Origin of the sequence: uncultured Microbulbifer sp. (genome assembly GCF_947489355.1) — a bacterium.
GTDB lineage: Bacteria > Pseudomonadota > Gammaproteobacteria > Pseudomonadales > Cellvibrionaceae > Microbulbifer.
Window position 1 is genome coordinate 17,411 of the sequence record NZ_CANLDD010000034.1, and the last position, 23,594, is coordinate 41,004.

17 protein-coding genes and 2 tRNA genes are annotated in these 23,594 nt (G+C 53.1%); 9 read left to right on the forward strand and 10 right to left on the reverse strand.

What is annotated here, in order from left to right:
* Positions 1–326 precede the first annotated feature (326 nt).
* The gene (gene ccmI / locus Q1A48_RS13610; RefSeq protein ID WP_299945802.1) at positions 327–1,553 is read right to left on the reverse strand and encodes a c-type cytochrome biogenesis protein CcmI; all 1,227 of its coding nucleotides are present in this window, start codon (positions 1,551–1,553) and stop codon (positions 327–329) included.
* Positions 1,550–2,077: a cytochrome c-type biogenesis protein gene (locus Q1A48_RS13615; RefSeq protein ID WP_299945805.1), complete on the reverse strand. Its 528-nt coding sequence runs from the start codon at positions 2,075–2,077 to the stop codon at positions 1,550–1,552. The genes ccmI and Q1A48_RS13615 overlap by 4 nt, the downstream gene beginning before the upstream one ends.
* A gap of 170 nt (positions 2,078–2,247) precedes the next feature.
* Between Q1A48_RS13615 and Q1A48_RS13620 the strand changes: the two genes are divergently transcribed.
* Both Q1A48_RS13620 and Q1A48_RS13625 read left to right on the forward strand, forming a co-directional pair.
* Positions 2,248–2,323, forward strand: a tRNA-Val gene (locus Q1A48_RS13620).
* 49 nt (positions 2,324–2,372) lie between these two features.
* A tRNA-Asp gene (locus tag Q1A48_RS13625) sits at positions 2,373–2,449 on the forward strand.
* Positions 2,450–2,805: 356 nt separating this feature from the next.
* On the opposite strand, the gene Q1A48_RS13630 is transcribed toward Q1A48_RS13625, so the two are convergent.
* Together Q1A48_RS13630 and Q1A48_RS13635 are read right to left on the reverse strand one after the other, a co-directional pair.
* On the reverse strand, positions 2,806–4,374 hold the full coding sequence (locus tag Q1A48_RS13630; protein ID WP_299945807.1) for an AbgT family transporter: 1,569 nt from the start codon (positions 4,372–4,374) through the stop codon (positions 2,806–2,808).
* Between the two features lie 93 nt (positions 4,375–4,467).
* Positions 4,468–5,475: a tryptophan--tRNA ligase gene (locus tag Q1A48_RS13635; RefSeq protein WP_299945810.1), complete on the reverse strand. Its 1,008-nt coding sequence runs from the start codon at positions 5,473–5,475 to the stop codon at positions 4,468–4,470.
* A 674-nt stretch (positions 5,476–6,149) separates the two neighbouring features.
* On the opposite strand from Q1A48_RS13635, the gene Q1A48_RS13640 reads away from it, so the two are divergent.
* Positions 6,150–6,314: a hypothetical protein gene (locus Q1A48_RS13640; RefSeq protein WP_299945813.1), complete on the forward strand. Its 165-nt coding sequence runs from the start codon at positions 6,150–6,152 to the stop codon at positions 6,312–6,314.
* Here the strand turns inward: Q1A48_RS13640 and Q1A48_RS13645 are convergent.
* Both Q1A48_RS13645 and Q1A48_RS13650 read right to left on the reverse strand, forming a co-directional pair.
* Positions 6,304–8,352 carry a ricin-type beta-trefoil lectin domain protein gene (locus Q1A48_RS13645; RefSeq protein ID WP_299945816.1) on the reverse strand — a complete coding sequence of 683 codons (2,049 nt, stop codon included), beginning with the start codon at positions 8,350–8,352 and terminating at the stop codon, positions 6,304–6,306. The two genes, Q1A48_RS13640 and Q1A48_RS13645, sit on opposite strands and share 11 nt — an antisense overlap.
* Before the next feature lie 867 nt (positions 8,353–9,219).
* A complete protein-coding gene (locus tag Q1A48_RS13650) occupies positions 9,220–9,510 on the reverse strand; it encodes a metalloregulator ArsR/SmtB family transcription factor (protein WP_366523417.1) in 291 nt (96 codons plus the stop codon).
* A 106-nt stretch (positions 9,511–9,616) separates the two neighbouring features.
* Between Q1A48_RS13650 and Q1A48_RS13655 the strand changes: the two genes are divergently transcribed.
* Positions 9,617–10,531, forward strand: coding sequence for a permease (locus tag Q1A48_RS13655; RefSeq protein ID WP_299945819.1), 915 nt, complete (start codon positions 9,617–9,619; stop codon positions 10,529–10,531).
* A gap of 328 nt (positions 10,532–10,859) precedes the next feature.
* Here the strand turns inward: Q1A48_RS13655 and htpG are convergent, their stop codons facing one another.
* From htpG to Q1A48_RS13670, 3 genes are all read right to left on the reverse strand, one after another.
* On the reverse strand, positions 10,860–12,773 hold the full coding sequence (htpG, locus tag Q1A48_RS13660; RefSeq protein WP_299945821.1) for a molecular chaperone HtpG: 1,914 nt from the start codon (positions 12,771–12,773) through the stop codon (positions 10,860–10,862).
* A gap of 99 nt (positions 12,774–12,872) precedes the next feature.
* On the reverse strand, positions 12,873–14,075 hold the full coding sequence (locus Q1A48_RS13665) for a serine hydrolase domain-containing protein (RefSeq protein WP_299945823.1): 1,203 nt from the start codon (positions 14,073–14,075) through the stop codon (positions 12,873–12,875).
* Between the two features lie 239 nt (positions 14,076–14,314).
* On the reverse strand, positions 14,315–14,917 hold the full coding sequence (locus tag Q1A48_RS13670) for a peroxiredoxin C (RefSeq protein ID WP_299945826.1): 603 nt from the start codon (positions 14,915–14,917) through the stop codon (positions 14,315–14,317).
* Positions 14,918–15,243: 326 nt separating this feature from the next.
* Between Q1A48_RS13670 and Q1A48_RS13675 the strand changes: the two genes are divergently transcribed.
* Together Q1A48_RS13675 and bfr are read left to right on the forward strand one after the other, a co-directional pair.
* Positions 15,244–15,456 carry a bacterioferritin-associated ferredoxin gene (locus Q1A48_RS13675; RefSeq protein WP_299945863.1) on the forward strand — a complete coding sequence of 71 codons (213 nt, stop codon included), beginning with the start codon at positions 15,244–15,246 and terminating at the stop codon, positions 15,454–15,456.
* Between the two features lie 952 nt (positions 15,457–16,408).
* Positions 16,409–16,888, forward strand: coding sequence for a bacterioferritin (gene bfr, locus Q1A48_RS13680; protein ID WP_299945829.1), 480 nt, complete (start codon positions 16,409–16,411; stop codon positions 16,886–16,888).
* Between the two features lie 116 nt (positions 16,889–17,004).
* Here bfr and grxD read toward each other — a convergent pair whose 3' ends face one another.
* Complete coding sequence (gene grxD / locus Q1A48_RS13685) at positions 17,005–17,337, reverse strand: Grx4 family monothiol glutaredoxin (RefSeq protein WP_299945832.1); 333 nt, start codon at positions 17,335–17,337, stop codon at positions 17,005–17,007.
* 319 nt (positions 17,338–17,656) lie between these two features.
* Between grxD and Q1A48_RS13690 the strand changes: the two genes are divergently transcribed.
* From Q1A48_RS13690 to Q1A48_RS13700, 3 genes are all read left to right on the forward strand, one after another.
* Entirely contained in the window at positions 17,657–18,832 is a 1,176-nt protein-coding gene (locus Q1A48_RS13690; protein ID WP_299945835.1) for an aspartate aminotransferase family protein, read from the forward strand.
* 33 nt (positions 18,833–18,865) lie between these two features.
* Positions 18,866–19,780, forward strand: a complete 915-nt coding sequence (gene argF, locus Q1A48_RS13695; protein ID WP_299945837.1) for an ornithine carbamoyltransferase — start codon at positions 18,866–18,868, stop codon at positions 19,778–19,780.
* 795 nt (positions 19,781–20,575) lie between these two features.
* Positions 20,576–23,512 carry a ribonucleoside-diphosphate reductase subunit alpha gene (locus Q1A48_RS13700; RefSeq protein ID WP_299945839.1) on the forward strand — a complete coding sequence of 979 codons (2,937 nt, stop codon included), beginning with the start codon at positions 20,576–20,578 and terminating at the stop codon, positions 23,510–23,512.
* The last annotated feature ends 82 nt before the right edge of the window (positions 23,513–23,594 follow it).

Here is a 23,594-nt window from a genome sequence, read left to right on the forward strand (position 1 = left end):
CCAAATCCTCAAACCACCGATTGTACATGGCGCTGTCGGGGCTTTCAGCGCTATTTTTTAACAGTGGCTATTCAGAAGGATTTTCGACCGATCCAGCCAGCGCTCAAGTCAAGGTGTTGCAACTGGGACTCATCAATAGTATTCCCGGCAGGTTTGCAATCAATCAGCCGCCGCCAAAAGCACAACTCGGAAACACAGGTGCGCCCGCGCCCTATAGAGTGCAACCCTGTTCTCAGTTCGCGATTGAAAATAGAAAAACCGTAACGGCTTTAGCCAGTACCATTTAATTACCCGCGAAAGCACAACAACCGCCAGACCACACCACCCTAGAGTTCCCGATCAATCGTGATGGACTGAGCCTTTCCCCAGTTTTCCCTGGAGAGAGATTCAATGGTGCCCTGCCAGTCTCCCGCTACGGGGCGCGCATCGCCGTGCAGGGCCAGGCGCGCCACCAGTTGCACAGAATCCACCGAAGCAATGGAGCGCCCCGGCATCATCGCGCGAGACTCATCCAGCACCACTTCCACCGGCAACTGGCCCGCGCTCAAGCGTACTATTGCCAAGGGCAGTGGGCTATCGGTGCTACGGGCATAAATATAGACCGGCGTAGCGGAGTCTGCAGCGATCTCTCCGCTCAAACTGACCTGTACCCGAATCGCAGCTCCGCCAAGTGCCTCCGAACTGGCGGGCTCTAGCGCCGTTTTGGAATTATCGGCAAGGGCCTGTTCCGCCCGCGCAACCCCGGCAGCCAAGGCCTCTGCTGCAGCCGAGCCGTGCTCGAGCTGCTGTAAGGCACTCTGCCAGTGATCGCGCGCCTGGCGGTAGTCCTTGTCCTCATAAGCGGCTATTCCCGCCAAACCCAAGGCAGTGCCATCGGTGGGCTGACTTTCCAAAACCTGTTTGACCAGCAGGCGAATCTCTTCGGTGATTTTGGAGCCCCCGGCAAAAAACAGCGCCTGTGCCAGCTCGGCTTTTACCGATGCCGCCTGGGGCTCACGCTCAACCACAAAGCGATAAGCCGACACCGCACCGGCGATATCCCCGGCGACCAGTAACCGCTGCGCCAAAACATAACGACTGCGCAGGTCCTCGGGATGCTTCTGCACCCAATCTTTTAACTGACGGGTAATGCGCGCCACAGTAGCCGCATCCACCCCACCCTGGTGGCTGGCCACAACCTCCCGGTAGAAGGCCACCTCGCCGGGGCGCTCGGACCAGATATAAGCCCCAGCTGCCATTAACGGCACCAGCAGCGCCAGGCCAATCAACAAGCCGGCACCGCGCCGGCTGGGCCCAGCGGCTGGTGCCCCACTCCGCGCGGCCAGCAGCTCCCGGGCCATTTCGGCTTCGAGTTGGGCGACCTGTTTCTCGCCCATGGCCTCCCTGTCCAGGGCATCATGTAGCTCGCTGGTACGCGCCCGGTACAGCTCAATTATCGCAGTACGCTTGCTGTCATCCGAGCCCCCAGCACGAGCAGTCCGCATGGCCGGCAACAAAAAGACAAGGGCCAGCAATAACAGCAGAATGGTCAGCCCAAACCAGATATCAATCATTTGCTCTTTTTCCCGCTGCCGGTCCAATCGCCCGGATCATTACCCAGCAGCTTTTTCAATCGGCGCCGCTCATCGTCACTCAATTCACCGCTATCGTCACCCTGGTCTGCGCCGGTACCACTGCGGGCACGTAACACAATCACAATCAGCGCCAGCAAACCTATCAGCGCAAATATGCCAGGGGCCAGCCACAGCGCCAGGGTGTTGCGTTGAACCGGAGGGCGGTAGAGAATAAAATCCCCATAGCGCGCCACCATATAGTCAACTATTTCTTTATCGGAGAAGCCTTCCTCCAAAAGCCGGCGTATTTCCCGGCGCAGATCGACGGAAATCGATGCATCCGAATCAGCCAGGTTCTGGTTCTGGCACTTTGGACAACGCATTTCCTCAATCAACACCCGATATCGCGCCTCCAGATCAGGGGAGGACAACTTTTCAGCCTCCACCACCGCCTGCACTGCCACGGACAGGCACAGCACACCCAGTGCCAACACAATTCGGCCCAGCCAGCGCTCCTGTCTCACAGTTTCTCCCACATCCAATCCGCCGGAAATTCCTCGATTATAACAGCGTCACCAAGCCGCGGACACGCCCGCAACTCCCCACCCGTAAGCCTTAACGCACAGAAAGGCAAAAAATAAAAAAGGCGTTGACGCCGCAAAGAATATCATTAAGATACGCAGCTCCTGACACGGGGTGGTTAGCTCAGTTGGGAGAGCGACGGCCTTACAAGCCGTAGGTCACAGGTTCGACCCCTGTACCACCCACCACTTCCCCAGCGCTTGCAAGGCAGTGCTTTGACAGGGAAGAAAAGAATGCGGACCGGTAGTTCAGTTGGTTAGAATGCCGGCCTGTCACGCCGGAGGTCGCGGGTTCGAGTCCCGTCCGGTCCGCCATATATAAAAAAGTCCCGCCCGAAAGAGTGGGACTTTTTTATTTATGCAAACAGCAGATTACGGCTCTTTTATTGGATGCTCTGCCATTTACCACACAACCAGGGCTATGTGTCCAACAGGGGGGCCCACAGACCCCGGCAGGCACAGCCCGTCAATCGATGCGCCGCACCTGGTGATCAATGCCAAGGGTTTTAGCCTGCCCACCTCGGCCGGCTCCGGATACCCCCCCGCACCAGCCAAACCCTCCTCTACTCCCCAGCCATGCCTTCCCCCTCTTTGTAAACCACGCAAAGGGCCTGAATTGCCGGGATCATACTGCCGCGATTGGCTGTAACCGCGGCTCTGCATCTCAGAGATTATGGGTAGCTATAACTGGCCTGCAAACCCAGAGGCATACCCAGGTTCCAGTAAATCACCAAAAACAGGGACCAGCACAATAGGAATACCACGGAATAAGGCAGCATAATGGATACCAGGGTACCAATCCCCGTGCCCTTCACATAGCGTTGACAGTAGACAACCACCAGAGGAAAGTAAGGCATCAACGGTGTGATGATATTTGTGGACGAATCGCCCACCCGATAGGCCGCCTGGGTCAGGTCCGGAGAGAAGCCAACCTGCATCAACATAGGCACAAAAATTGGCGAGAGCAGCGCCCACTTGGCGGAAGCGGAGCCCACAAACAGGTTGATAAACGCCACCAGCACAATGATTCCTATCAGCGTTACCGGGCCTGGCAGGTTCATGGCCGCAAGCAGGCTGCCACCCTCTACCGACAGCAGGGTGCCGAGGCCAGAGCGGGCGAACTCGGCGATAAAGAGCGCGCAGAAGAAAGCCATTACGACATAGTAAGCCATGGAGCCCATGGTTTTGGACATTGCATCGATCACATCCTTGCTCTGGCGAAAGGTACCGGCCACATAACCAAATACAACACCGGGGATGATAAACAGGAGGAAAATCAGCGGCACGATAGATTGCATCACCGGCGCACTGAAGGAAGCCAGCTGTCCCTGGCCATCGCGCAGTGCCGAAGTTTCCGGCAGCATCCAGGCCACAAGCCCAACCATACCTGCCAGCATTACCGTCACCGCCAAATACATGGCCTTTTTCTCGCGGGCACCCAGCGATTGCATCACGGGCATCTCCGCTTTATCACCATCAATCGCAACACCCTTTAAGCGAGGCTCAATGACCTTATCGGTGAGCCACCAACCCAGCAAGGTCACCACCAGGCAGGACGCCGAGGTGAAAAACCAGTTGTTCAACGGGTTAACCTGCATATCCGGGTCGACAATCTGCGCCGCAGTTTGGGTAAAACCCTGCAGCAGAGGATCAATGGCAGAGGGGACAAAGTTTGCCGAAAAGCCCCCGGAAACCCCGGCAAAGGCCGCGGCGATACCTGCCAGGGGATGTCGACCGGCCGCATAGAAGATCACGCCACCCAAAGGAATAACCAGCACATAACCGGCATCCACAGCTGTGTGGCTGACAATGGCCACCAGTATCAACATCGGTGTCAGCAACATCTGCGGGGTCACAGCCAGAAGCTTCTTCAGTACCGCATTGATAAAGCCACTCTGTTCTGCCACGCCAACCCCAAGCATGGCCACAAGGACGACACCCAATGGTGCAAAACTGGTAAAGGTGGTCACCATGCCGGAGAGAAAGCGCGCCACCTCACTACTGGAAAGCAGATTGATTACCTGAATGGCCTCACCGGTAGCAGGGTGCAGTGTGTCAAAACGCACATCGGATAGCGCCCAGGACAGCACCCAGACTACCACCATCAAAATCAGAAAAAGCACTGCCGGATCGGGCAGCTTGTTGCCCACCACCTCAATGCCGTTAAGTGCTCGGTTGATCCAGCCATTCTTGCCGGTGGCATCGGCACCTGCAGAAGGGTTTGCCTGAATATTTTCCATAATAAAGCCCTGTACTTTCGTTATTTTTTATTACTTTATAAAACTCATGGGGAAACCTCCAAAGCCATGCCCCCACTGCATTTTAAACCCTGACTACCCAATCTTGCGGATGCCGACAGCGTGGCGCAACTTTTCGATAAAGGGTGCCGAATAAGCCCGCGCTTTGACTGCGCCTTTCTCCAGTACCTCTTCGATTAACGCCGGGTTGGCAAGCAGGGCTTTGTAACGTTCGCGAGCCTCACTGATCTGACCATCAATCAGCGCAAACAGCTGCTGCTTGGCCTCACCCCAGGCAATACCCTCTTCAAAGTCCTTGCGCATTTTCTCTGTTTGCTCCTCTGTGGCAAAGGCTTGCCAAATCTGGAAGACCGTAGAGGTATCCGGGTCTTTGGGCTCACCCGGCTCCAACAGATTGGTTTTGATTTTGTTAATGTGCTTTTTCAGCTGTTTTTCCGCCAGAAACAGGGGGATGGTATTGCCGTAGCTCTTGCTCATCTTGCGCCCATCCAACCCCTGCAACACAGCCACATGATCGTCCACTACCGCTTGCGGCAAAGCGAAGTGTTCTCCATAGTGATGATTGAATCGCTGGGCGATATCTCGGGCCATTTCGATATGTTGTACCTGGTCCTTACCCACAGGCACCCTGTTGGCATTGAACATCAGAATATCTGCCGCCATCAGGATCGGGTAGCTGTAAAGCCCCATGGTGACACCAAAATCAGAATCCTCGCCGTCGGCACGATTAGCATCTACCGCTGCCTTATAGGCGTGTGCGCGATTCATCAACCCCTTGCCGGTCATACAGGTCAACAACCAAGTCAACTCGGGAATTTCATGAATATCGGACTGGCGGTAGAAGACCACATTGTCGGTATTGAGGCCGAGGGCCAGCCAGGTTGCGGCGATTTCCAGGGTAGACTGATGCACCTGCTCGGGGTCCTGGCACTTGATCAGCGCGTGGTAATCTGCCAGAAAGTAAAAAGACTGGTTATTCTCATCCTGACTGGCTGCAATTGCCGGCCGGATTGCACCCACATAATTACCCAGATGAGGGGTGCCGGTGGTAGTAATACCGGTTAATACGCGCTGCTTGGTCATAAATCCTTCGTATTCCATACTAAATTCAGGCAATAAAGGGCGAATAATACCCTGTTAATGGCTGCGATTGTATCAACCGAAGGCATCAACCTATGACCCACCCCGTTACAGCTACTCAGGAATGCCAGGCATTGCCATTCCTTCCCCTCACCTGGGGTCCAAGCCACTCTGGCAACCCATCTAAATCCAGCCGGGAAAAAGCCTGCATCCCTGCGCAGGGCATAGCCGCTACTGCACCCACCATTTTTGATGCTGACTCTATTGAATGGCAGAACTTCCGCTCGCAACCGGACAACCTGGTCAAATCTAGGATCATGACAAGATCCTGCAAGTCTTACGTGCCAAATCCTGAGCCTTGACGCACCATCCAACCTCTCAGCATTTTCAAACCCTGGTTTTCTTTGGCAGCGACTACCGGGTGAGTGTCAAACCACCATCAACAGGCGTGGTGATTTTTTCTGCTGGACTCACGTGGCAAGAAGGCCCACCGAAAAGGGCATCCTATTCAAAAGACTGAGCCCCAGCCCTACAGGTTAAGTGAGAACATTTAACTATTAACCCGATCGGTCGCATTGAACAAAAGCGCCCTGTAGCAGCACATGATTCTGCCACCAAGATAGCTTGTGGGTAATTACATAGTGGAACACTTGAAGGAGGGGGTTAGGAATGCAGCTATGACACAGAGTGACCACTCACCAGATGCAAAAGATGAGATACAGGCACTGAAAGCTCTTTTTTCAAATCAGAAAGGTGTTGAAAGTACCGGCCTGACAGAGCACTGTATTACCGTGAAAGCTGTCAGACCGGGTCGGATTTCCGGACTACAAATTACCACATAATAAATTCTGTCTCAGAGAGGGAATAAGCATCGATTACCAGCGGCCAGTACACCGAATTGTTCAAGCGCAGATCGTTATCGATATACCACCTTTGTGCATCCGAACCATTACATACACGCCATTCAACCTGATGCGCCTGGCTACTGTTTACATCCAGGCATTTACCGTCATTGTAGATGCTTCCATCAATATTGATTTGCAAAAACTGGTTTCCAGCCTCCTGGTCGTTATAAGGTTTACAATCACCATCCAGCAGCTGGCCACCCTCATCATCAAGGCAGTCAAGAACACTGCTGTCAGCAAGCATTAAGCGACCTTGCACCTCTGGATAAAGCCATTGCTGATTGCGGTTCGATGCATTACAGCCCCAAAGCCAGACATCATTTCCATTTGACGTGCTGCCTTGGCTGAGGTCGAAACACTTGTTGGTATAGGGATTTTTTAGCTGATTTTTGGCAATCAGCCACTGCTGGTGACTATTATTGCTATTGTCACTGCAATCCCAAAGCTGAATCCTGTTGCCGTTTTCACTGCCACCGCCGGAATTATCCAGGCACTTGCCCAGCGAACGGACAGTGCCATCAGTTGAAAAGGTCCAACGCTGTTCCGGCACCTGCGCAGGAAGATCCATGCATTCCCAAATAGTGATCTGGGTGCCGTTATCGGTTTGAGCGCCGCTGACTTCAACACACTTGTTATAGTCCTTTACAGGCACCAGATTGCCTTCTCTGGCGGGGATTACCCAGGAATAATCTGCCTTGAAGGCCAGCCTATCGCAATCAAACAGATCAATATTTTCTCCATTTGCATTGGCACCGCCGGTGTGCCTGTTGACGTCCAGGCACAGTCCTCCATGTGAATTTTCAATAAAACCATTCCGATGATCCACAGCCCACCGCTGGCTTGTGCTTCCCGGAACACATACCTGCAATTGCACGTTAAACTGATCATTTGCATCAATGCCCATGCACAACCCCATAGCGCGGATGGTTCCATCCGGTGAGAATGACCAGCGCTGTCCCGGCCGGTTCTCACAGTCCCACAACTGAAGATTGGCCCCGTTGGTTGACTGCCCGCCAGTAACCTCTATACATTTGGTTTTATCCCTTAAACGGAGCGCCAAATGGCCTTCTCCAGCAGCGCCGCCCAACTGGAATCCTACGGCTGCATGATCTGAGTAAATCGGCAGGTTCCTCCCGCCAAAACCCGCAATGAAATCACTGGAAACGGCAAAATCAAGCTCCCCGGGTCTTTCATCGTTGGTTGGAAAGACATGTGTTGGCTGAAAGCTCCTGTAGAGATGACTCCCGTTTGGTAAGGTCGGTGTCAGGTTCGGCAGTGTGTTGCCGTTAGCATCCGGGTATTCATGATTTTCCAGATCCCGGTTAAAGTCCCCCAACGCCAACCAGGAAGTACCGGCATGGGTCAGCGCGATCTCCTCCAGTATGGTATCTGCATTATTAAGCCTGGTACGGCCATATGAACCGGCGTGGATGGTGTAGACAGTGGTAGGGGTGCTGCCTTGAGCGCCTGAATTGATGGTAATTCCGAAACTTTCACGACTTGTTCCCTCGGTTGCCGCATGAATATAAACATCACTGGCCCGATACCGTGAAACAATGGCAATATTGGTACGCCGGCCATCGGAAGGGGTGTCATGATCCCCGAAGACAGGCAGGTGATAAATATAGTAGGTCTGTCTGTTTACGGTCCAGCTGTACTCTGAGACTATCGCTCCGGGCGCTTCGGGATCTTCCCAACTATTGAGGGGCGCACCGGCCGAGGCTGGCACCGCCCCGACCTCTTGTAGTGCCACCAAATCCCGCGAAGCCCCCAGATATTCTCTCTCACCGGTTAAAATACCTTTAACGTCCACCTCCCAGGTGCTGTCGGCATCACTGTTTGCACCTTGCATATTAAAGGTGGCAAAACTGAAGTCGCCGATATGTGCCTGGGTACTGCTTGAAAATAAAAAAAATAGTAGAACTGCAAATGCGCTTTTTATAATCAAAGGTAGTCGTCCATTTATTGCAGTCATATGACAAATCCCTGTATCTTTTTTAAAATAATTCGAACGAAATCAAGCGAATTGCCCTTTATTTCTTCCTTGATCCGAGTGATCGTTATAACATTCCTCTAACAGCAGTTACAACCACCAATGGTTATTTCTCGGGCAGATTAAATCAGCATTTATCAACCCTACAGTTCAGCCAACTTCCATGCGCTTATTTGGTGTCGACCTTGAAATACCGATTCAAATTTCAAATAATATCGCAAACATTTTGACTATCGATCTTTTCTGTAAACAGACTGCTTCAAGTCATATGCGCTTACCCACCATCTCCACAGATTCTATCTTTCAAGCGCAAGAGTAATGCACCGGGTAACCTTCAACTGCCCAGATCCCGGCGAAAAACAATTTGTGAATTAAAGAGAGGATACTTAAGGACACAGATAAAGAGACGAGCACAGATTGATATCGAAATCGCTCTTAATACTGCGACATCTTGAAAGCAGCCTTTCTACCTATTCAAGCATAGAATACCTATTAAGCAAACCCAGGAGATATACTAGTAAAGTAGGAGGAAAGAATACCCTTCTCCCAGAACCCTATGAGGCATGGATGCCGATTACGAGCGTACAGGGATGTATTCACAGCACATCCTGGGAGAGGGCATTTTTTTCCTACCGATCCGATAGTATGTGCCCGGAAGATACGCTTTGACACTCAGGGCCAGGATTGTGCGGTATGTTTTACCGGGCGCAACCACAGGGATGCCAGATAGCGCGAAGTGGCATTTTAAAAAGTCGTGAACGACTCATGGCTGGGAGGAATTATTGAAACGTAAGCTGCATGGCTTCAAGCCATTGATCGGACATGGTGACCACCTTGGAAAATATAACTTCACTTTTGATCCGAACAGCACTCTTCCTGCAAGAAGTCTACCACTGCCTGAAGGTGCCCATAGTCAGGCTGGCAATATAGCGTTCGCCCCTCTCGATCTTGTGACAGTAAGTTCGCTGAAACAAGGCTTGATAGGTGGTGTGACAAGGTTGAATTAGGAATGCCCAATTCTTCCTGAAGGACACCAACCGCCAGACCCCGGTGCCCCGACTTCACCAAGCGTTTAAAAATCGCCAGGCGGGTTGGATGCCCCAGTTCTTTCAGCGCCTTTGCAGCAACCTCTAAGTCCACGGCGATACCCTCTGCAATTCAGATATTTCCATATTACCAGAAATAGTTTGACATAAGACAATTATATTTCTATATTTCTAGAAATATAGCTTTTTAAGGAAACGAAATGACTGTCAGCGCTGAAATGTTCATTGAGTCAGCCAGCCTGTTTGTGCTTCTAACGGCTGAACTTACCGGTCTATTTCTGGTAATCAGTTACGCCGTTGGCTACCTGCAAACCAAGTTACCACCGGAAAGAATCCAGAGGATACTGAGCGACAAGCATGGTCATGGCTATGTTGCTGCCGGTTTCCTCGGGGCAATCACACCCTTCTGTTCCTGTTCAACCATACCCTTTCTAAAGGGCTTGCTGAGGGCAAAGGCTGGATTCGGAACCATGATGGTTTTCTTGTTCGCAAGCCCTTTGCTGAACCCCATTATCATCGGGCTCTTTATAGTGACCTTCGGGCCACAAGTTACCCTATTTTATTTTGTTGTCGCCATGAGTGTGTCGGTACTTGGCGGCATTATCCTTGAAAAATTGGGATTCGAAAAATATGTGAAACCGCAATCCTATCAGGAACCGAAGCCAAGCGAATGTAGTATCGGCTGTGGAGAAAAAACGGAACCGGTTGCTACCTGGAAAAAAGTATGGATTTCCACCTGGTCTGACTTTAGAAGGGTTCTGCCCTTCCTCCTTGGCGGCATTGCCATTGGCTCTTTGATCTACGGTTTTATGCCGACAGAATTCGTGGCACATGTAGCCAGTGAGAACAACCCTTTTGCCATTCCGGTAGCCGCGATTATCGGGATACCTCTTTACATCCGAGCAGAGGCCGTTATCCCATTAAGTGCGGCACTGACGGCAAAAGGCATGGGCCTGGGTGCAGTGATGGCGTTAATCATCGGCAGCGCAGGGGCAAGTTTGACCGAGGTGATATTATTGAAATCAATTTTCAGGAATCAGATGATTGTAGCTTTCTTGGTGGTCATCCTGGGCATGGCTACTGGTGCAGGGTTTCTTTACCATTTCCTTTTTTAAAATTACCGACACTGCCACCTGCGGTTTTCACACAGCCACAGACTGAGCGGTGCGATCACCTCAGTCGGGCACACAGTCTCCAGCGCTTATGAACCACAGAGCTCAAAGGTTTACACTGCACCCGATACCAATACAGGTTATACAAGCCTCGGACATGCCGGCAAGGGATTGGCTCCTCTACTGCGCATGGAGGCCATACCTAGCTGGGGCAATCGGGTAAATAGGCTGGTGGAGTAGAGGCCGAGGGCAAAAAACGCGGCAGAACCCCAACGGGTTTCGCCGCGCCCTTCTTCCATCCGATACATTGAATCGATATCGGAAGAAGGTTTTAAGCGTGCATTTCCAGCAACAGCGTATTCAGGCGCCGCACATAATCCGCTGGGTCTGCCAGCTGATTACCCGCCGCCAGGTTGGCCTGGTCCATCAGTATACTGGTGAGATCCGCAAAGCGGTCTTCGTCCTGCTCCTGATCCAGGCGCTGCACCAGTGGGTGAGACGGGTTCAGCTCGAAAACAGGCTTCGCCTCTGGCAACGCCTGTCCGGCCTGCTCCAGAATGCGGCGCATTTGCGGCCCCATATCCTGCTCAGTAACCACCAGGCACGCCGGGGAATCCACCAAACGGGTGGTGGCGCGCACAGATTCAACACGGCCGTCCAGAACCGCCTGAACCCGTTCAACCAGGGCACCGGACTCCTGCTCGACCTTCTCGCGCTCAGCCTTATCCTCTTCGCTTTCAGCCTCACCCAGATCCAGGGCGCCCTTGGCCACATCCTGAAACTGCTTGCCGTCGAACTCATTCATGTGACCCACAAACCACTCATCCACCTGATCGGTGAGCAGCAGCACCTCAATGCCTTTCTTGCGGAACACCTCCAGATAGGGGCTGGATTTGGCAGTGGCGAAGTTATCTGCGCACACATAGTAAATAGCCTTTTGGCCTTCCTTCATGCGGCCAACGTACTCTTCCAGGGACTGGTCCTGCTTCTCCGTATCGGTATGGGTGGTGGCGAAACGCAGCAGCCTGGCAATTTTTTCCTTGTTGGAGAAGTCCTCGGCCGGGCCTTCTTTCAACACATTGCCGAACAGGTCCCAGAATTTCTGGTACTGATCCGCATCCTTTTTCGCCAGCTTGTCCAGCATATCCAGGACGCGCTTGGTGAGGGCACTCTTGATCGCATCGGTGTTGCGGTCCTTCTGCAGAATTTCGCGGGATACATTCAGGGGCAGATCATTGGAGTCCAGCACGCCCTTCACAAAGCGCAGGTACAATGGCAAAAACTGCTCGGCGTCATCCATGATAAAGGTACGCTGAACGTAAAGCTTCAGGCCGCGAGCGGCATCGCGCTGGTAGAGGTCAAAGGGTGTACGCGCTGGGATATACATCAGGCTGGTATAATCCAGCTTGCCCTCTACCCGATTGTGACTCCAGGTCATGGGGTCGTCGAAATCGCTGGAGATATGTTTGTAGAACTCCTTATACTCCTCGGATTTCAACTCGGATCTGGGACGGGTCCAGAGTGCCTGGGCGGCATTGACTGCTTCAAACTCAGGCGCTTTTTCTTCCTGCTCTTCACCTTCCGCCACCGGTGCCTGCTCTTTCAGCATTTCCACAGGAATCGCAATATGATCGGAGTACTTCTTGATAATAGAGCGCAGGCGCCAACCGTCGGCAAACTCCTTAGCATCCTCTTTCAGGTGCAACACCACGCGGGTACCCCGCTGGGGCAACTCGACAGTTTCCACCGAGTATTCCGCCTCACCATGGCATTCCCAATGCACTCCCTGATCCACGCTGTGGCCTGCGCGACGGGTAAAGACGTCCAGCTTGTCGGCAACAATAAACGCAGAGTAGAAACCCACACCAAATTTTCCGATCAGGTGCGCGTCCTTTTTCTGGTCGCCGGTCAGCTGCTGCATAAATGCAGAGGTACCGGAGCGGGCGATGGTACCGAGGTTTTCGATAACCTCATCGCGACTCATACCAATACCATTATCGGTAATCGTCAGAGTCCCTTCTTCCTTGTCAAACTCAACGCGGATACGCAGGTCAGTATCATCACCTAGCAGCCCGGACTTGGACAGCGCTTCAAAGCGCAGCTTGTCTGCGGCATCGGAAGCATTGGAAACCAATTCGCGCAGGAAAATCTCCTTGTTGGAGTACAGCGAGTGGATCATCAGGTGCAGTAGTTGCTTGGCTTCCGTTTGGAATCCATGGCTCTCTTTTTGGGCCTCAACGGTCATTTATCAGGTCTCCCCAGTCACGGCTATTGGAACAGGTAACAGATATTGGGACCCACAGGCGGGTTTCAAGGGGAGGAAACCAAAGCAGTACTCGGGTAACTACCGGTCTCCACCGCTCTTGGCGGTGACCAGACTGCCTTTGCCGGTAATGTCGATCACGAAATTTGCGGTTAAGTCAGAAATCACGCGGGATTCCGCGTTCATTAAAATTGCGATGCCAATCTTCTCCTTTTCGGAGTAAGCCACCGCTGCGCGAAAGCCCGCCACCCAGCCACCATGGTAGATGATGCGGTCATCACCAATCGTGTAGAGGCGCCAACCCAGGCCATAGCCGGCATGGGATAGGTAATCCCGCCAGATACGGTGACGCATATGGCGCTGAGTGGGCACGCGCTCGGTAGTCATATCTTCAATCACTTCGGGAGACAACACTTTGGGGTAGTAGCCCATCTGTGCCTTCAACCACTGGGCCATATCGGAGATACTCGCATTTACCCCGGCGGCGGGCGCAGCAAAATAATACTCTTTTTCCACTTTCACCGGTCGCCAGCCCTTGCCGGTCTGCACATGGGGCGCGGCGCGGTTGCCAGAGGCCATAAAGCTCTCCCAGCCCACCGAGGCATTTTGCATATTCAGGGGAATAAAAATACGCTGCTTGAGTTGCCTGGCAAAAGAGACTCCCGTAGCCTCGTAGATAACATCCTCTATCAGGCTGAACAGCACATTCTGGTAGCCATAACATTTTCCGGGTGTGCAGCGGGGATCGATATTGGCAAACTTTGGCAGTATCTTGCTGAGCGGCTTGTTGCTCTCAAGATAATCGTCGTAGGCATTCGGGGTCAGACCCGAGGAGTGGCTCAACAGGTGCTCTACCTGCAGCTTGCGCGATAAAGCCGGGGTTTTGAAACTCAGGTCAGGAATATAATTGACCACCTTGTCGCTCCATTTGAAGCGCTTTTCATGCTCCAGCATGGTGGCCATGCTCGCGGCGAATGTTTTCGATACTGAAGCCAGGCGAAATACCGTATCCCGGTTCACCTTGCCGGCCTTGCCCCTGACCCGTACGCCGTAGGTGCCCATAGCAACCACCCGATTGCCATCAACAATCACGTAGGCGCCACCGGGGATGGACTTGCCCACCATCAACTGGTGAAAGTAGCGGTCAAACGCCTTGGCCCTGGCATCAATATCAACCGCACCTGCAGGCAGCACAAGTCCGCTCACAAGCAACATGAAAAGAAGGATCCACGCTTTCCCGATGCGCAGTTGGTAGACGATATCTGACAGAATTGCAGGTCTCATACGTAAATCGAGCCGCCAAAGCAATCCAATACTTGCAGATAAGATTAGCAGTCTGTGGGCAAAAACTCTATTTAGGCGCCACACAAGACTGACTGCAGGATTCTAGTCGCGAATAGCCATCTCCCACAGGAACTCCTGCCCCGCAACTGCCAGACGGTATATTGGCGCATATTGAAACAAAAAACCGCCTTTCGGCGGTTTTTTAGACTTGGAGATTCCCCTCCAGCAAACAGCCGAATTTATAATTCCTCGGCGTGCTCACTCAGGTAAGCCGCTACACCCTGCGGTGAAGCATTCATCCCCTTATCGCCCTCCTGCCAGCCTGCCGGGCAAACTTCTCCGTGTTCCTGGTGGAATGCCAGGGCATCAACCATACGCAACATTTCGTCAACATTGCGTCCCAGCGGCAGGTCATTGACAACCTGATGGCGAACCACACCTTCCTCATCGATCAGGAAGGAACCGCGGAAAGCAACACCAGCGTCAGCCTCCACATCGTAAGCTTGGCAGATTTCGTGTTTAACATCAGCAACCAACGTGTATCTCACCGCGCCAATGCCACCTTCGCTCACGGGGGTGTTACGCCATGTATTGTGTGAAAACTGGGAATCGATGGAAACGCCGATGACCTCTACACCGCGCTTTTCGAACTCGGCAAAGCGGTGATCAAAAGCAATCAGTTCAGAGGGACATACAAAGGTAAAATCCAGTGGATAGAAAAAAACTACTGCCTTCTTCCCCTCAATAGTTTCTTTCAGGTTGAAGGCATCGACGATCTCGCCGTTACCCAATACCGCCGCCGCCGTGAAGTCCGGGGCTGGCTTGCCTACCAAAACTGCCATAAAAAACCTCCTCAATCCAATGATGATTTGTTGATGATGTATATGATGCTCAATTTATATGCAACGGCTATAAATGAATGAAGATGTGATAGTGGGGGGCTATAATACACACCCTCTGATTCCAGGCCCATAAATTTTTTAAATGAGGTTGATAGCGAAACTGCATCACCTGATCCGATCCAACAACGGGCACCTGGCCCGGCGGTTGACTGACTGAAAAGGGAAACCCAAAGGGATAATACTGGGCTATTTCGAAATATTATTGACACTCATTCTCAACTGCAATACAATTTGCACAATTGAAATTGACCGAAGCTAACGCAACGATGTACGTGTGTATCTGCAAAGGCATAACTGACCGCCAAATCAAAGAAGCTGTCTATGGCGGCTCCACCTCAGTCAAGGCACTGAGGTATCACCTCGGCGTATCCTCACAATGTGGCCGGTGTGCTGAGCTGACCAAGGAAATCATTGAAGAAACCATGAGCGCAGGCATCATCACCTCTGCCAACACCGGTCTGTTTTATTCCGCCGGCTAATCCCGGCTTTCCCGTCACCTGCTCTACAACCACAGCCCACCGTGGCTTTACACACTAAGTGAAGACTGCCACTCAAAGTACAATTTTACCGACTTAAGCAGTTCTTCGCCTGGCGCTTTCCAGGCACCCCCCCCTAATTCCAGAACGCTCTCTGCTCAGCCTTGGCACGGCAAGCCTGGATCATTTACCGCCCCAAGCGCCCTGTAAAAGCAAGGATACACCTACCGCTTTGGATAACCGATGATGCCCAGTGCCATATTCCCTCGACCTTTTTGCGCCAAGTTTCAATAACCATTATGCGCTTTAAATGTAAAAAGCGGCTGAAGAATCACGTAATCCCCATTGCAGATCACAGTGGAGGGAGAGCATATCCTCTTTCAAGAACTTTTGAGAGGTCGCTGTATGCCGACTAAGGCCTCACAAGGAGATATTCTCAGCATGTTTCAGAGAAGACGGTTTTTCCATTCCTGACAACTGGAGAATAAAAATCGTTCTCAATCATACTTTCGATTTAATCCGATAATTTTCGAGAATATTCATTGCTTCACCCCTACTCAGGCAGACGGAAACGCAATCATTTTCGTTGGGGTTTTTGGCCGAATTTGCGTTAAAACCCTTACTTTTTCTGTTTTCTGCGGTAAATAACTTTTTCTTGACTTGATGTATTTCGCAACGCACACTCGCCCCGAATTACCGTTGTCGCTCTACACTAATTTATGAAAATCGGCCAACCAAAAACTTTAACGACCAGCAACCCTCACTGACTATGATTAACCCAGTATCCAATTGACTTGGCGGGTTATCCCAGAGCAGAAAATCGCGATCACCGACTGGCGCGAGCTCTGGGGGTAGCGGCAGTATTACACGGGAATACCGATATTTTGAGAGCGACTATCACATAGGCATTCTCTGCCACCCTAATCGGGCTAACAAGGCTACAGGAGCAATAGCGATGAAAGGCGATCCCAAGGTGATCGAATATTTAAACACTGTGCTGGGCAATGAACTGGTCGCAATCAACCAGTATTTTCTGCACGCCCGCATGTACGACAACTGGGGATTAAAGGCACTGAGCAAGCAGGAATATCACGAATCCATCGATGAAATGAAACATGCCGATTGGCTAATCGAACGGATTCTTTTCCTGGAAGGCATTCCGAACCTACAGCATCTGGGTAAATTGTTGATTGGTGAAAACACCGAGGAAATGCTCAAATGCGATCTGAAGATAGAATCTAAAGCGATTCCCGATCTGCGCGAAGCTATCGCCTACTGCGAGTCTGTACGCGACTACGTCAGCCGCGAGCTTCTGGAAAAAATTCTGGAGTCCGAAGAGGAGCACGTGGATTGGCTGGAAACCCAACTGGAACTGATTGACAAGGTGGGCATCCAGAATTACCTGCAATCCCAAATGGAAAAAGCATCCGACTGATCTTTTGCAATGCCACTATGCTACCCGTCATCACCAATACCGCGGCCAAAGCCGCGGTTAGTTTACGCTTTACCGGACAAGATCTGCCTGCGGATTAATTTCCAGCAGAAGCGACTTTACTGATCACCTTCACTCTCGGCAGCCGCCTCATCAATCAGGTTTTTCAATTCGCCATTCTCGTACATTTCCATAATGATATCGCAGCCACCAATTAATTCCCCTTTTATCCACAACTGTGGGAAAGTTGGCCAGTTGGCGTACTTCGGCAATTCAGCGCGAATCTCCGGATTGGACAAAATGTCCACATAAGCAAAGCGCTTACCACAGGCCATCATTGCCTGGGAGGCCCGCATGGAAAAACCGCACTGTGGGGCATTGGGGTTGCCTTTCATGTAAAGCAGAATGGCGTTGTCAGCAATCTGCTGTTGGATGTTCTCCAATGTATCCATAAGTATGAAAAACCTCATGTGGTGGAAGCAAAACAATCATTCAGTGCTTACCGCACCGGCACCCAGCCATAGCGCACTGGCTGAGCATTGTACCCTAGTGCGGGGTAAAAGAAGTACCTGCCCCTATGCATATCAAGTCCCAGCCCACCGAATACCTTATCAGGCTGTTAAGGTATAAAAAGTCGAATGAATAGCATACGCGCAACCTAGCTTGTGCTAGCATGACCTGCTCAGAATATTTCTCGGAATTAAAGCCATAATCCCGAACTTTCTGCGGAAACCTGAATAGACTTATTCACAACCAAAAGGAGGCACCACAGTGGCTACCCCCACGCTGATGGACACTTATGGCGAGAGAACCCTGACTCTGACCCGGGGAGAGGGTAACTATGTGTGGGACCAACAGGGCCGAAGATACCTGGATGCCATTTCCGGCATCGGTGTGTGCGGTCTCGGTCACTGCCATCCCAAGATCACCGAGGCCCTGCAGGATCAATCCAAAATCCTCCTACACGTTTCCAACCTGTACAACATTCCGGCACAGCAACAGCTAGCCGACCGACTGGCGTTCGTGTCTGGTATGGACAATGTGTTTTTTTCCAACTCCGGAGCCGAAGCCAATGAGGCCGCAATCAAGCTGGCCCGCAAGCTCGGCAGTGAGAGGGGCCTGGCATCACCACAGATTGTGGTGATGGAAGGTGCCTTCCATGGCCGCACCCTCGCCACCCTTACGGCGACAGGCAATGAAAAAGTGCAGCGGGGCTTTGCCCCCCTGCCCGAGGGCTTTTTGCGGGTGCCATTTAACAATGTCGCGGCCATTGAGCAGCTTGCAGCAGAGTGCAACAGCATCGTCGCCATATTTGTCGAACCCGTACAGGGCGAAGGCGGTATCCGCGTACCCGATGCGGACTACCTGCCGAAACTGCGCACCCTTTGCAACAGGCAAAACTGGCTGCTGATACTGGATGAAATACAAACCGGCAATGGTCGCAGCGGTAGAATGTTTGCCTACCAGCATACAGGGATAGTGCCGGACGTACTCACTACCGCCAAGGGACTGGGTAACGGTGTCCCTATCGGCGCCTGTCTGGCTCGGGGCAAGGCGGCCCAGCTGTTTACCGCCGGTAGCCACGGCTCAACCTTTGGCGGCAACCCCCTCGCCTGCCGCGCCGGCCTCGCTGTTCTGGAGACACTGGAGAGTGAATGGCTGATCGAGCGCGCAGAAAAACTGGGCGAACACTTAATACAAGCACTGCGGCTGCGGCTCACTGAGTGCCCAGCCGTTATGGAAATCCGCGGCCTGGGCCTGATGATCGGCATAGAAATAAACCGCCCCTGTGGCGAACTGGTGGGAAGAGCCCGTGCGCAAGGGTTGCTGATTAATGTAACAGCCGGCAATGTGCTCCGCCTTTTGCCGCCACTCACACTGACAGATAGCGAGTGTCATCAATTGGTCGACACAGTCAGCACCCTGATTCAACAATTTGCACAGTAAACCGTCCAGGGAACCACTGAAGGAGAGCAACGAATGCCGATCAGACACTTTCTCACCTTGATGGATTTATCCGCAGAGGAACTCAAACAGATTATTGAGCGCGCAATCGAACTGAAAAAGCTGCGCAACCAGGGCATCATGACCGAACTTTTCCGCGGCAAGGTGCTGGGAATGATTTTCGAAAAATCCTCCACCCGCACCCGTGTTTCCTTCGAAGCCGGCATGGCGCAAATGGGTGGTAGCGCCCTCTTTCTGTCACCGCGCGACACACAGCTGGGACGTGGTGAGCCGGTTGAGGATAGCGCGCGGGTGATCTCGCGAATGGTGGATATGGTCATGATCCGCACCTTCGACCATCAAATACTGAAACGCTTCGCCACTTACTCGCGGGTTCCGGTGATCAATGCCCTGTCCGACAGCTACCATCCCTGCCAGCTGCTCGCCGACATCCAGACCTACGTGGAACACCGCGGCAGCCCTGACGGCAAAGTGGTGGCCTGGGTCGGCGATGGCAACAACATGTGCCACTCCTATATCAATGCTGCACGTCTGTGCGGTTTCGAACTGCGCATTGCCTGCCCACAGGGTTACGAGCCGGATGGCAATCTGGTCGCGGCGGGGGGGGGGCAGGTGAAGGTTGTGCATAATCCTGTGGACGCTGTGCGCGGTGCCGACTGGGTTGCTACGGATGTCTGGGCCTCCATGGGACAGGAGAGAGAGCAGCAGGTGCGCACCAGGGCGTTTGAACCCTTCATGGTCGATCACCAGCTGATGCGCCACGCCAACAGCAATGCCCTGTTTATGCACTGTTTACCGGCCCATCGCGGTGAAGAAGTCAGTGCCGACCTCCTGGAAGACGGGGAGGTTTCGGTAGTCTGGGATGAAGCGGAAAACCGCCTGCATGCACAAAAAGCGCTAATGGAGTTTTTACAGGAACACAGCGCTTAACAAGCAGCTCCGGCGGGCGTGCAATACTCCTCGCCAGTACCCGGCACTGGTGCTTACATCGATTCTCAGTGATTTTTCTCGGCCGACTCTTCCGCCTAGCAAAGTTTCTTCGGCAGGGGAAGAGGTCTGATGCAAAAAACAACTACCCATTCGCTTTTTGGACAACCAGAGATTTCATACAACGAGATTAAAGCATTAATTTCACGCCAAATGATGGACTATTTGAGTACCATATTGCTCAGATTACGGCCACTTTCAACTGATTATTGCTTTTGTTAATTTAGGTGGCCTCCTCTATTTAAAAAAATTGTAAGGATCTGTAACGGCTTTTTCCCCAGGTACCAATTTCATTGCAGCTCAATGGTGGCGGGGCCTGGAATAGAAGTGACTACTGACTTATTGCGCCTACCCACAATTTATCCACAAACAACCACAAGGTTATTCGCCTTGAATTAGTGCCCCTACCGCATTATCTTGTAGCCTAATCAAGGACAAACCCCTATATATTGGGGTAATGAGTCAGGAGCACCCCCAATTGACGGGGCCGATTCCGGCGGTGAGGCAAACTTTTGGCAATGGGCGTCAGACGTTTCTTGCTTCAAAGTAGGATCGTGGGCAATCGGGCCAGATACATTTTCAGCCAAAAGTACCAGCCGGTATACCCTGCTGAGAGCGGGGCGCTGAGTCGCTTGTTTTAGAGCGGACGGGATTCACTGGCAAGGTAATGAACCCGCTGCACACAAGCTACTCCGCATACAGGCGAACAGGCAACAGTACAGATTTTCGGAGATTTTCATGCACACAGAGACAGGGCGCTCTCAAACCGTGCCCGGGGAAAAATCGGGCACCACCAGCGGCCAGACTAGTGGCGGCACCACCCTGATTGCCACCGCACCGGGCCAGATCCGCGTCATTAAGCGCAACAGCACCGTTGTACCTTATGACGACGGCAAAATTTCTGTCGCAGTAACCAAGGCTTTTCTCGCTGTTGAAGGTGGCACTGCCGCTGCTTCCAGCCGTGTCCACGAGCTGGTCGAGGAACTGGTACGGCAGATCAGCGCCACCTTCAATCGCCGCATGCCCTCTGGTGGAACCATCCACATTGAGGAGATTCAGGACCAGGTGGAACTCGCCCTGATGCGCGCCGGGGAACACAAAGTTGCCCGCGACTATGTGCTCTACCGTGAAGAGCGCGCCCGTCTGCGTGCAGAGAGGGACAAACCAGGCCGAAAGGCCGGGCAAATAGCCGACGCCCACCCGAGTATTCGCGTAAAGCTCAGCGATAACAGCCTGGTACCGCTGGATATGGAGCGCCTGCGCACCGTTGTCCGCGAAGCCTGTGAAGGTCTCAAGCACGTCAACAGCGAGACAATCCTGAATGAAGCCCTGAAGAACCTGTACGATGGTGTTTCCGAAAACGACATCAACACCGCACTGGTCATTACCGCCCGCACCCTGGTTGAGCAGGAACCCAACTACACCTATGCCACCGCCAGCCTGCTGCTGGATAAGCTGCGTGCCGAAACCCTACGCTTTCTGGGCATTGCAGAGCGCGCCACGCAACACGAGATGGAAAGGCTGTACTCCTCCACACTGCCCGCCTACGTGCAAAGAGGCATTGAGCTGGAGCTGCTCGACCCGGCCCTGGCCACCTTTGACCTGGAAACACTCGGCCAGGCCCTGAAAGGCGAGCGCGATCACCAGTTCACCTACCTTGGCCTGCAAACCCTCTATGACCGCTACTTTTTGCACAGCGACGATATTCGCTTCGAGCTGCCGCAGATCTTTTTTATGCGTGTCGCCATGGGCCTGAGCATTCACGAGGCAAACCGGAATGAGCGCGCGGTGGAGTTCTACAACCTGTTGAGCTCCTTCGACTATATGAGTTCCACCCCAACCCTGTTTAACGCCGGTACCCTACGCCCACAATTATCCTCCTGCTACCTGACCACGGTACCGGATGATCTGCACGGAATCTACGGCGCTATCCGCGATAATGCCATGTTGTCCAAGTGGGCCGGCGGCCTCGGCAATGACTGGACCCCGGTGCGCTCGCTGGGCTCCTACATCAAAGGCACCAACGGCAAATCCCAGGGTGTGGTTCCCTTCCTGAAAGTCGCCAACGACACCGCGGTAGCGGTGAATCAGGGTGGAAAACGCAAAGGCGCTGTATGTGCCTACCTGGAAACCTGGCACCTGGATATCGAGGAATTTCTCGAGCTGCGCAAGAACACCGGTGATGACCGCCGCCGCACCCACGATATGAACACCGCCAACTGGGTGCCCGACCTATTTATGAAACGTGTGTTCGAAGACAGTGAGTGGACTCTTTTCTCCCCGGCCGACTGCCCGGACCTGCACGACCTGTTCGGTAGCGCATTTGAACAGCGGTACACACACTATGAGAGCATGGTCGCAAAAGGCGCCCTCACGCTGTACAAGAAGATCCGTGCACAAGACCTGTGGCGCAAGATGCTGGGGATGCTATTCGAAACCGGCCACCCCTGGATCACCTTCAAAGACAGCTGTAACCTGCGCAGTCCGCAGCAACACGCCGGGGTGGTACACAGCTCCAATCTGTGTACCGAGATTACCCTCAACACCAAAGCCGGTGACGAGATTGCCGTCTGTAACCTGGGCTCGGTCAACCTGGCCCAGCACATCGCTGACAACGGTGAACTCGATCGCGCCAAGCTGGCAAGCACTGTAAAGATCGCTGTGCGCATGCTGGACAATGTGATCGATATCAATTACTACGCCGTTGAAAGCGCGCGCCAGTCCAACGTGCGCCACCGCCCCGTGGGTCTGGGAATGATGGGCTTTCAGGACGCCCTGTACAAAGCCGGGATCGCCTATGCCAGCGACGAAGCAGTTGCCTTTGCCGATCTCACCATGGAAGCCATCAGCTTTGAGGCAATCTCCACCTCCAGCGATCTGGCGGTCGAGCGCGGCAAGTACCAGACCTATGCAGGCTCCCTGTGGAGCAAGGGAATCCTGCCACTGGATTCTATCCAGATCCTGAGCGAGCAGCGAGGACCGCAGTTTATCGAGCAGGACGCCAGCTCCACTCTGGATTGGGATGGCTTGCGCGAAAAAGTGAAAACCCAGGGTATACGCAACTCCAACGTGATGGCCATCGCCCCTACGGCGACGATTGCCAATATCACCGGGGTTTCCCAGTCAATCGAACCGACTTACCAGAACCTGTATGTGAAGTCGAACCTGTCCGGCGAGTTCACCGTGGTAAACCCCTATTTGGTCCACGACCTGAAAGATCGCGGCCTTTGGGATCAGGTGATGGTCAATGACCTGAAATACTATGAGGGCTCCGTACAAAAAATTGATCGTGTACCGGAAGACCTGAAAGCGATATACCGCACCGCATTTGAAGTGGAGCCACGCTGGATCGTGGACGCCGCCAGCCGTCGCCAGAAATGGATCGACCAGGCCCAGTCCCTTAACCTGTATATCGCCGGCGCCGATGGCAAGAAACTGGACCTGACTTATCGAATGGCCTGGTTCCGCGGCCTGAAAACCACCTATTACCTGCGCGCTCTGGCCGCCACCACCACGGAAAAATCCACCGTGAGCCATGGCACCCTGAATGCCGTCAGCGCGAATGGAGACAACGGTATGGCCGCAGCGGCCTCTCTTGCAGAGCAGGCGCCGGTAGCAGCCACAGTGCCCCAGGCCTGCTCCCTGGATGATCCAGACTGTGAGGCCTGCCAGTAAATTCGGCCCCTTGGGGGCCTGTACCCACTCTCGGGGGAGAGCGTCGTAACCGCAGGTGCGGGCATGACCATGCGCAGCGACC

Excerpts from the sequence above, each read along its gene's own strand:
- ccmI (WP_299945802.1), bottom strand. The coding sequence starts at position 1,553 with ATGATTGATATCTGGTTTGGGCTGACCATTCTGCTGTTATTGCTGGCC.
- Q1A48_RS13630 (WP_299945807.1), bottom strand. The coding sequence starts at position 4,374 with ATGGAAAATATTCAGGCAAACCCTTCTGCAGGTGCCGATGCCACCGGC.
- Q1A48_RS13635 (WP_299945810.1), bottom strand. The coding sequence starts at position 5,475 with ATGACCAAGCAGCGCGTATTAACCGGTATTACTACCACCGGCACCCCT.
- Q1A48_RS13640 (WP_299945813.1), top strand. The coding sequence starts at position 6,150 with ATGACACAGAGTGACCACTCACCAGATGCAAAAGATGAGATACAGGCA.
- Q1A48_RS13645 (WP_299945816.1), bottom strand. The coding sequence starts at position 8,352 with ATGACTGCAATAAATGGACGACTACCTTTGATTATAAAAAGCGCATTT.
- Q1A48_RS13655 (WP_299945819.1), top strand. The coding sequence starts at position 9,617 with ATGACTGTCAGCGCTGAAATGTTCATTGAGTCAGCCAGCCTGTTTGTG.
- htpG (WP_299945821.1), bottom strand. The coding sequence starts at position 12,773 with ATGACCGTTGAGGCCCAAAAAGAGAGCCATGGATTCCAAACGGAAGCC.
- Q1A48_RS13665 (WP_299945823.1), bottom strand. The coding sequence starts at position 14,075 with ATGAGACCTGCAATTCTGTCAGATATCGTCTACCAACTGCGCATCGGG.
- Q1A48_RS13670 (WP_299945826.1), bottom strand. The coding sequence starts at position 14,917 with ATGGCAGTTTTGGTAGGCAAGCCAGCCCCGGACTTCACGGCGGCGGCG.
- Q1A48_RS13675 (WP_299945863.1), top strand. The coding sequence starts at position 15,244 with ATGTACGTGTGTATCTGCAAAGGCATAACTGACCGCCAAATCAAAGAA.
- bfr (WP_299945829.1), top strand. The coding sequence starts at position 16,409 with ATGAAAGGCGATCCCAAGGTGATCGAATATTTAAACACTGTGCTGGGC.
- grxD (WP_299945832.1), bottom strand. The coding sequence starts at position 17,337 with ATGGATACATTGGAGAACATCCAACAGCAGATTGCTGACAACGCCATT.
- argF (WP_299945837.1), top strand. The coding sequence starts at position 18,866 with ATGCCGATCAGACACTTTCTCACCTTGATGGATTTATCCGCAGAGGAA.
- Q1A48_RS13700 (WP_299945839.1), top strand. The coding sequence starts at position 20,576 with ATGCACACAGAGACAGGGCGCTCTCAAACCGTGCCCGGGGAAAAATCG.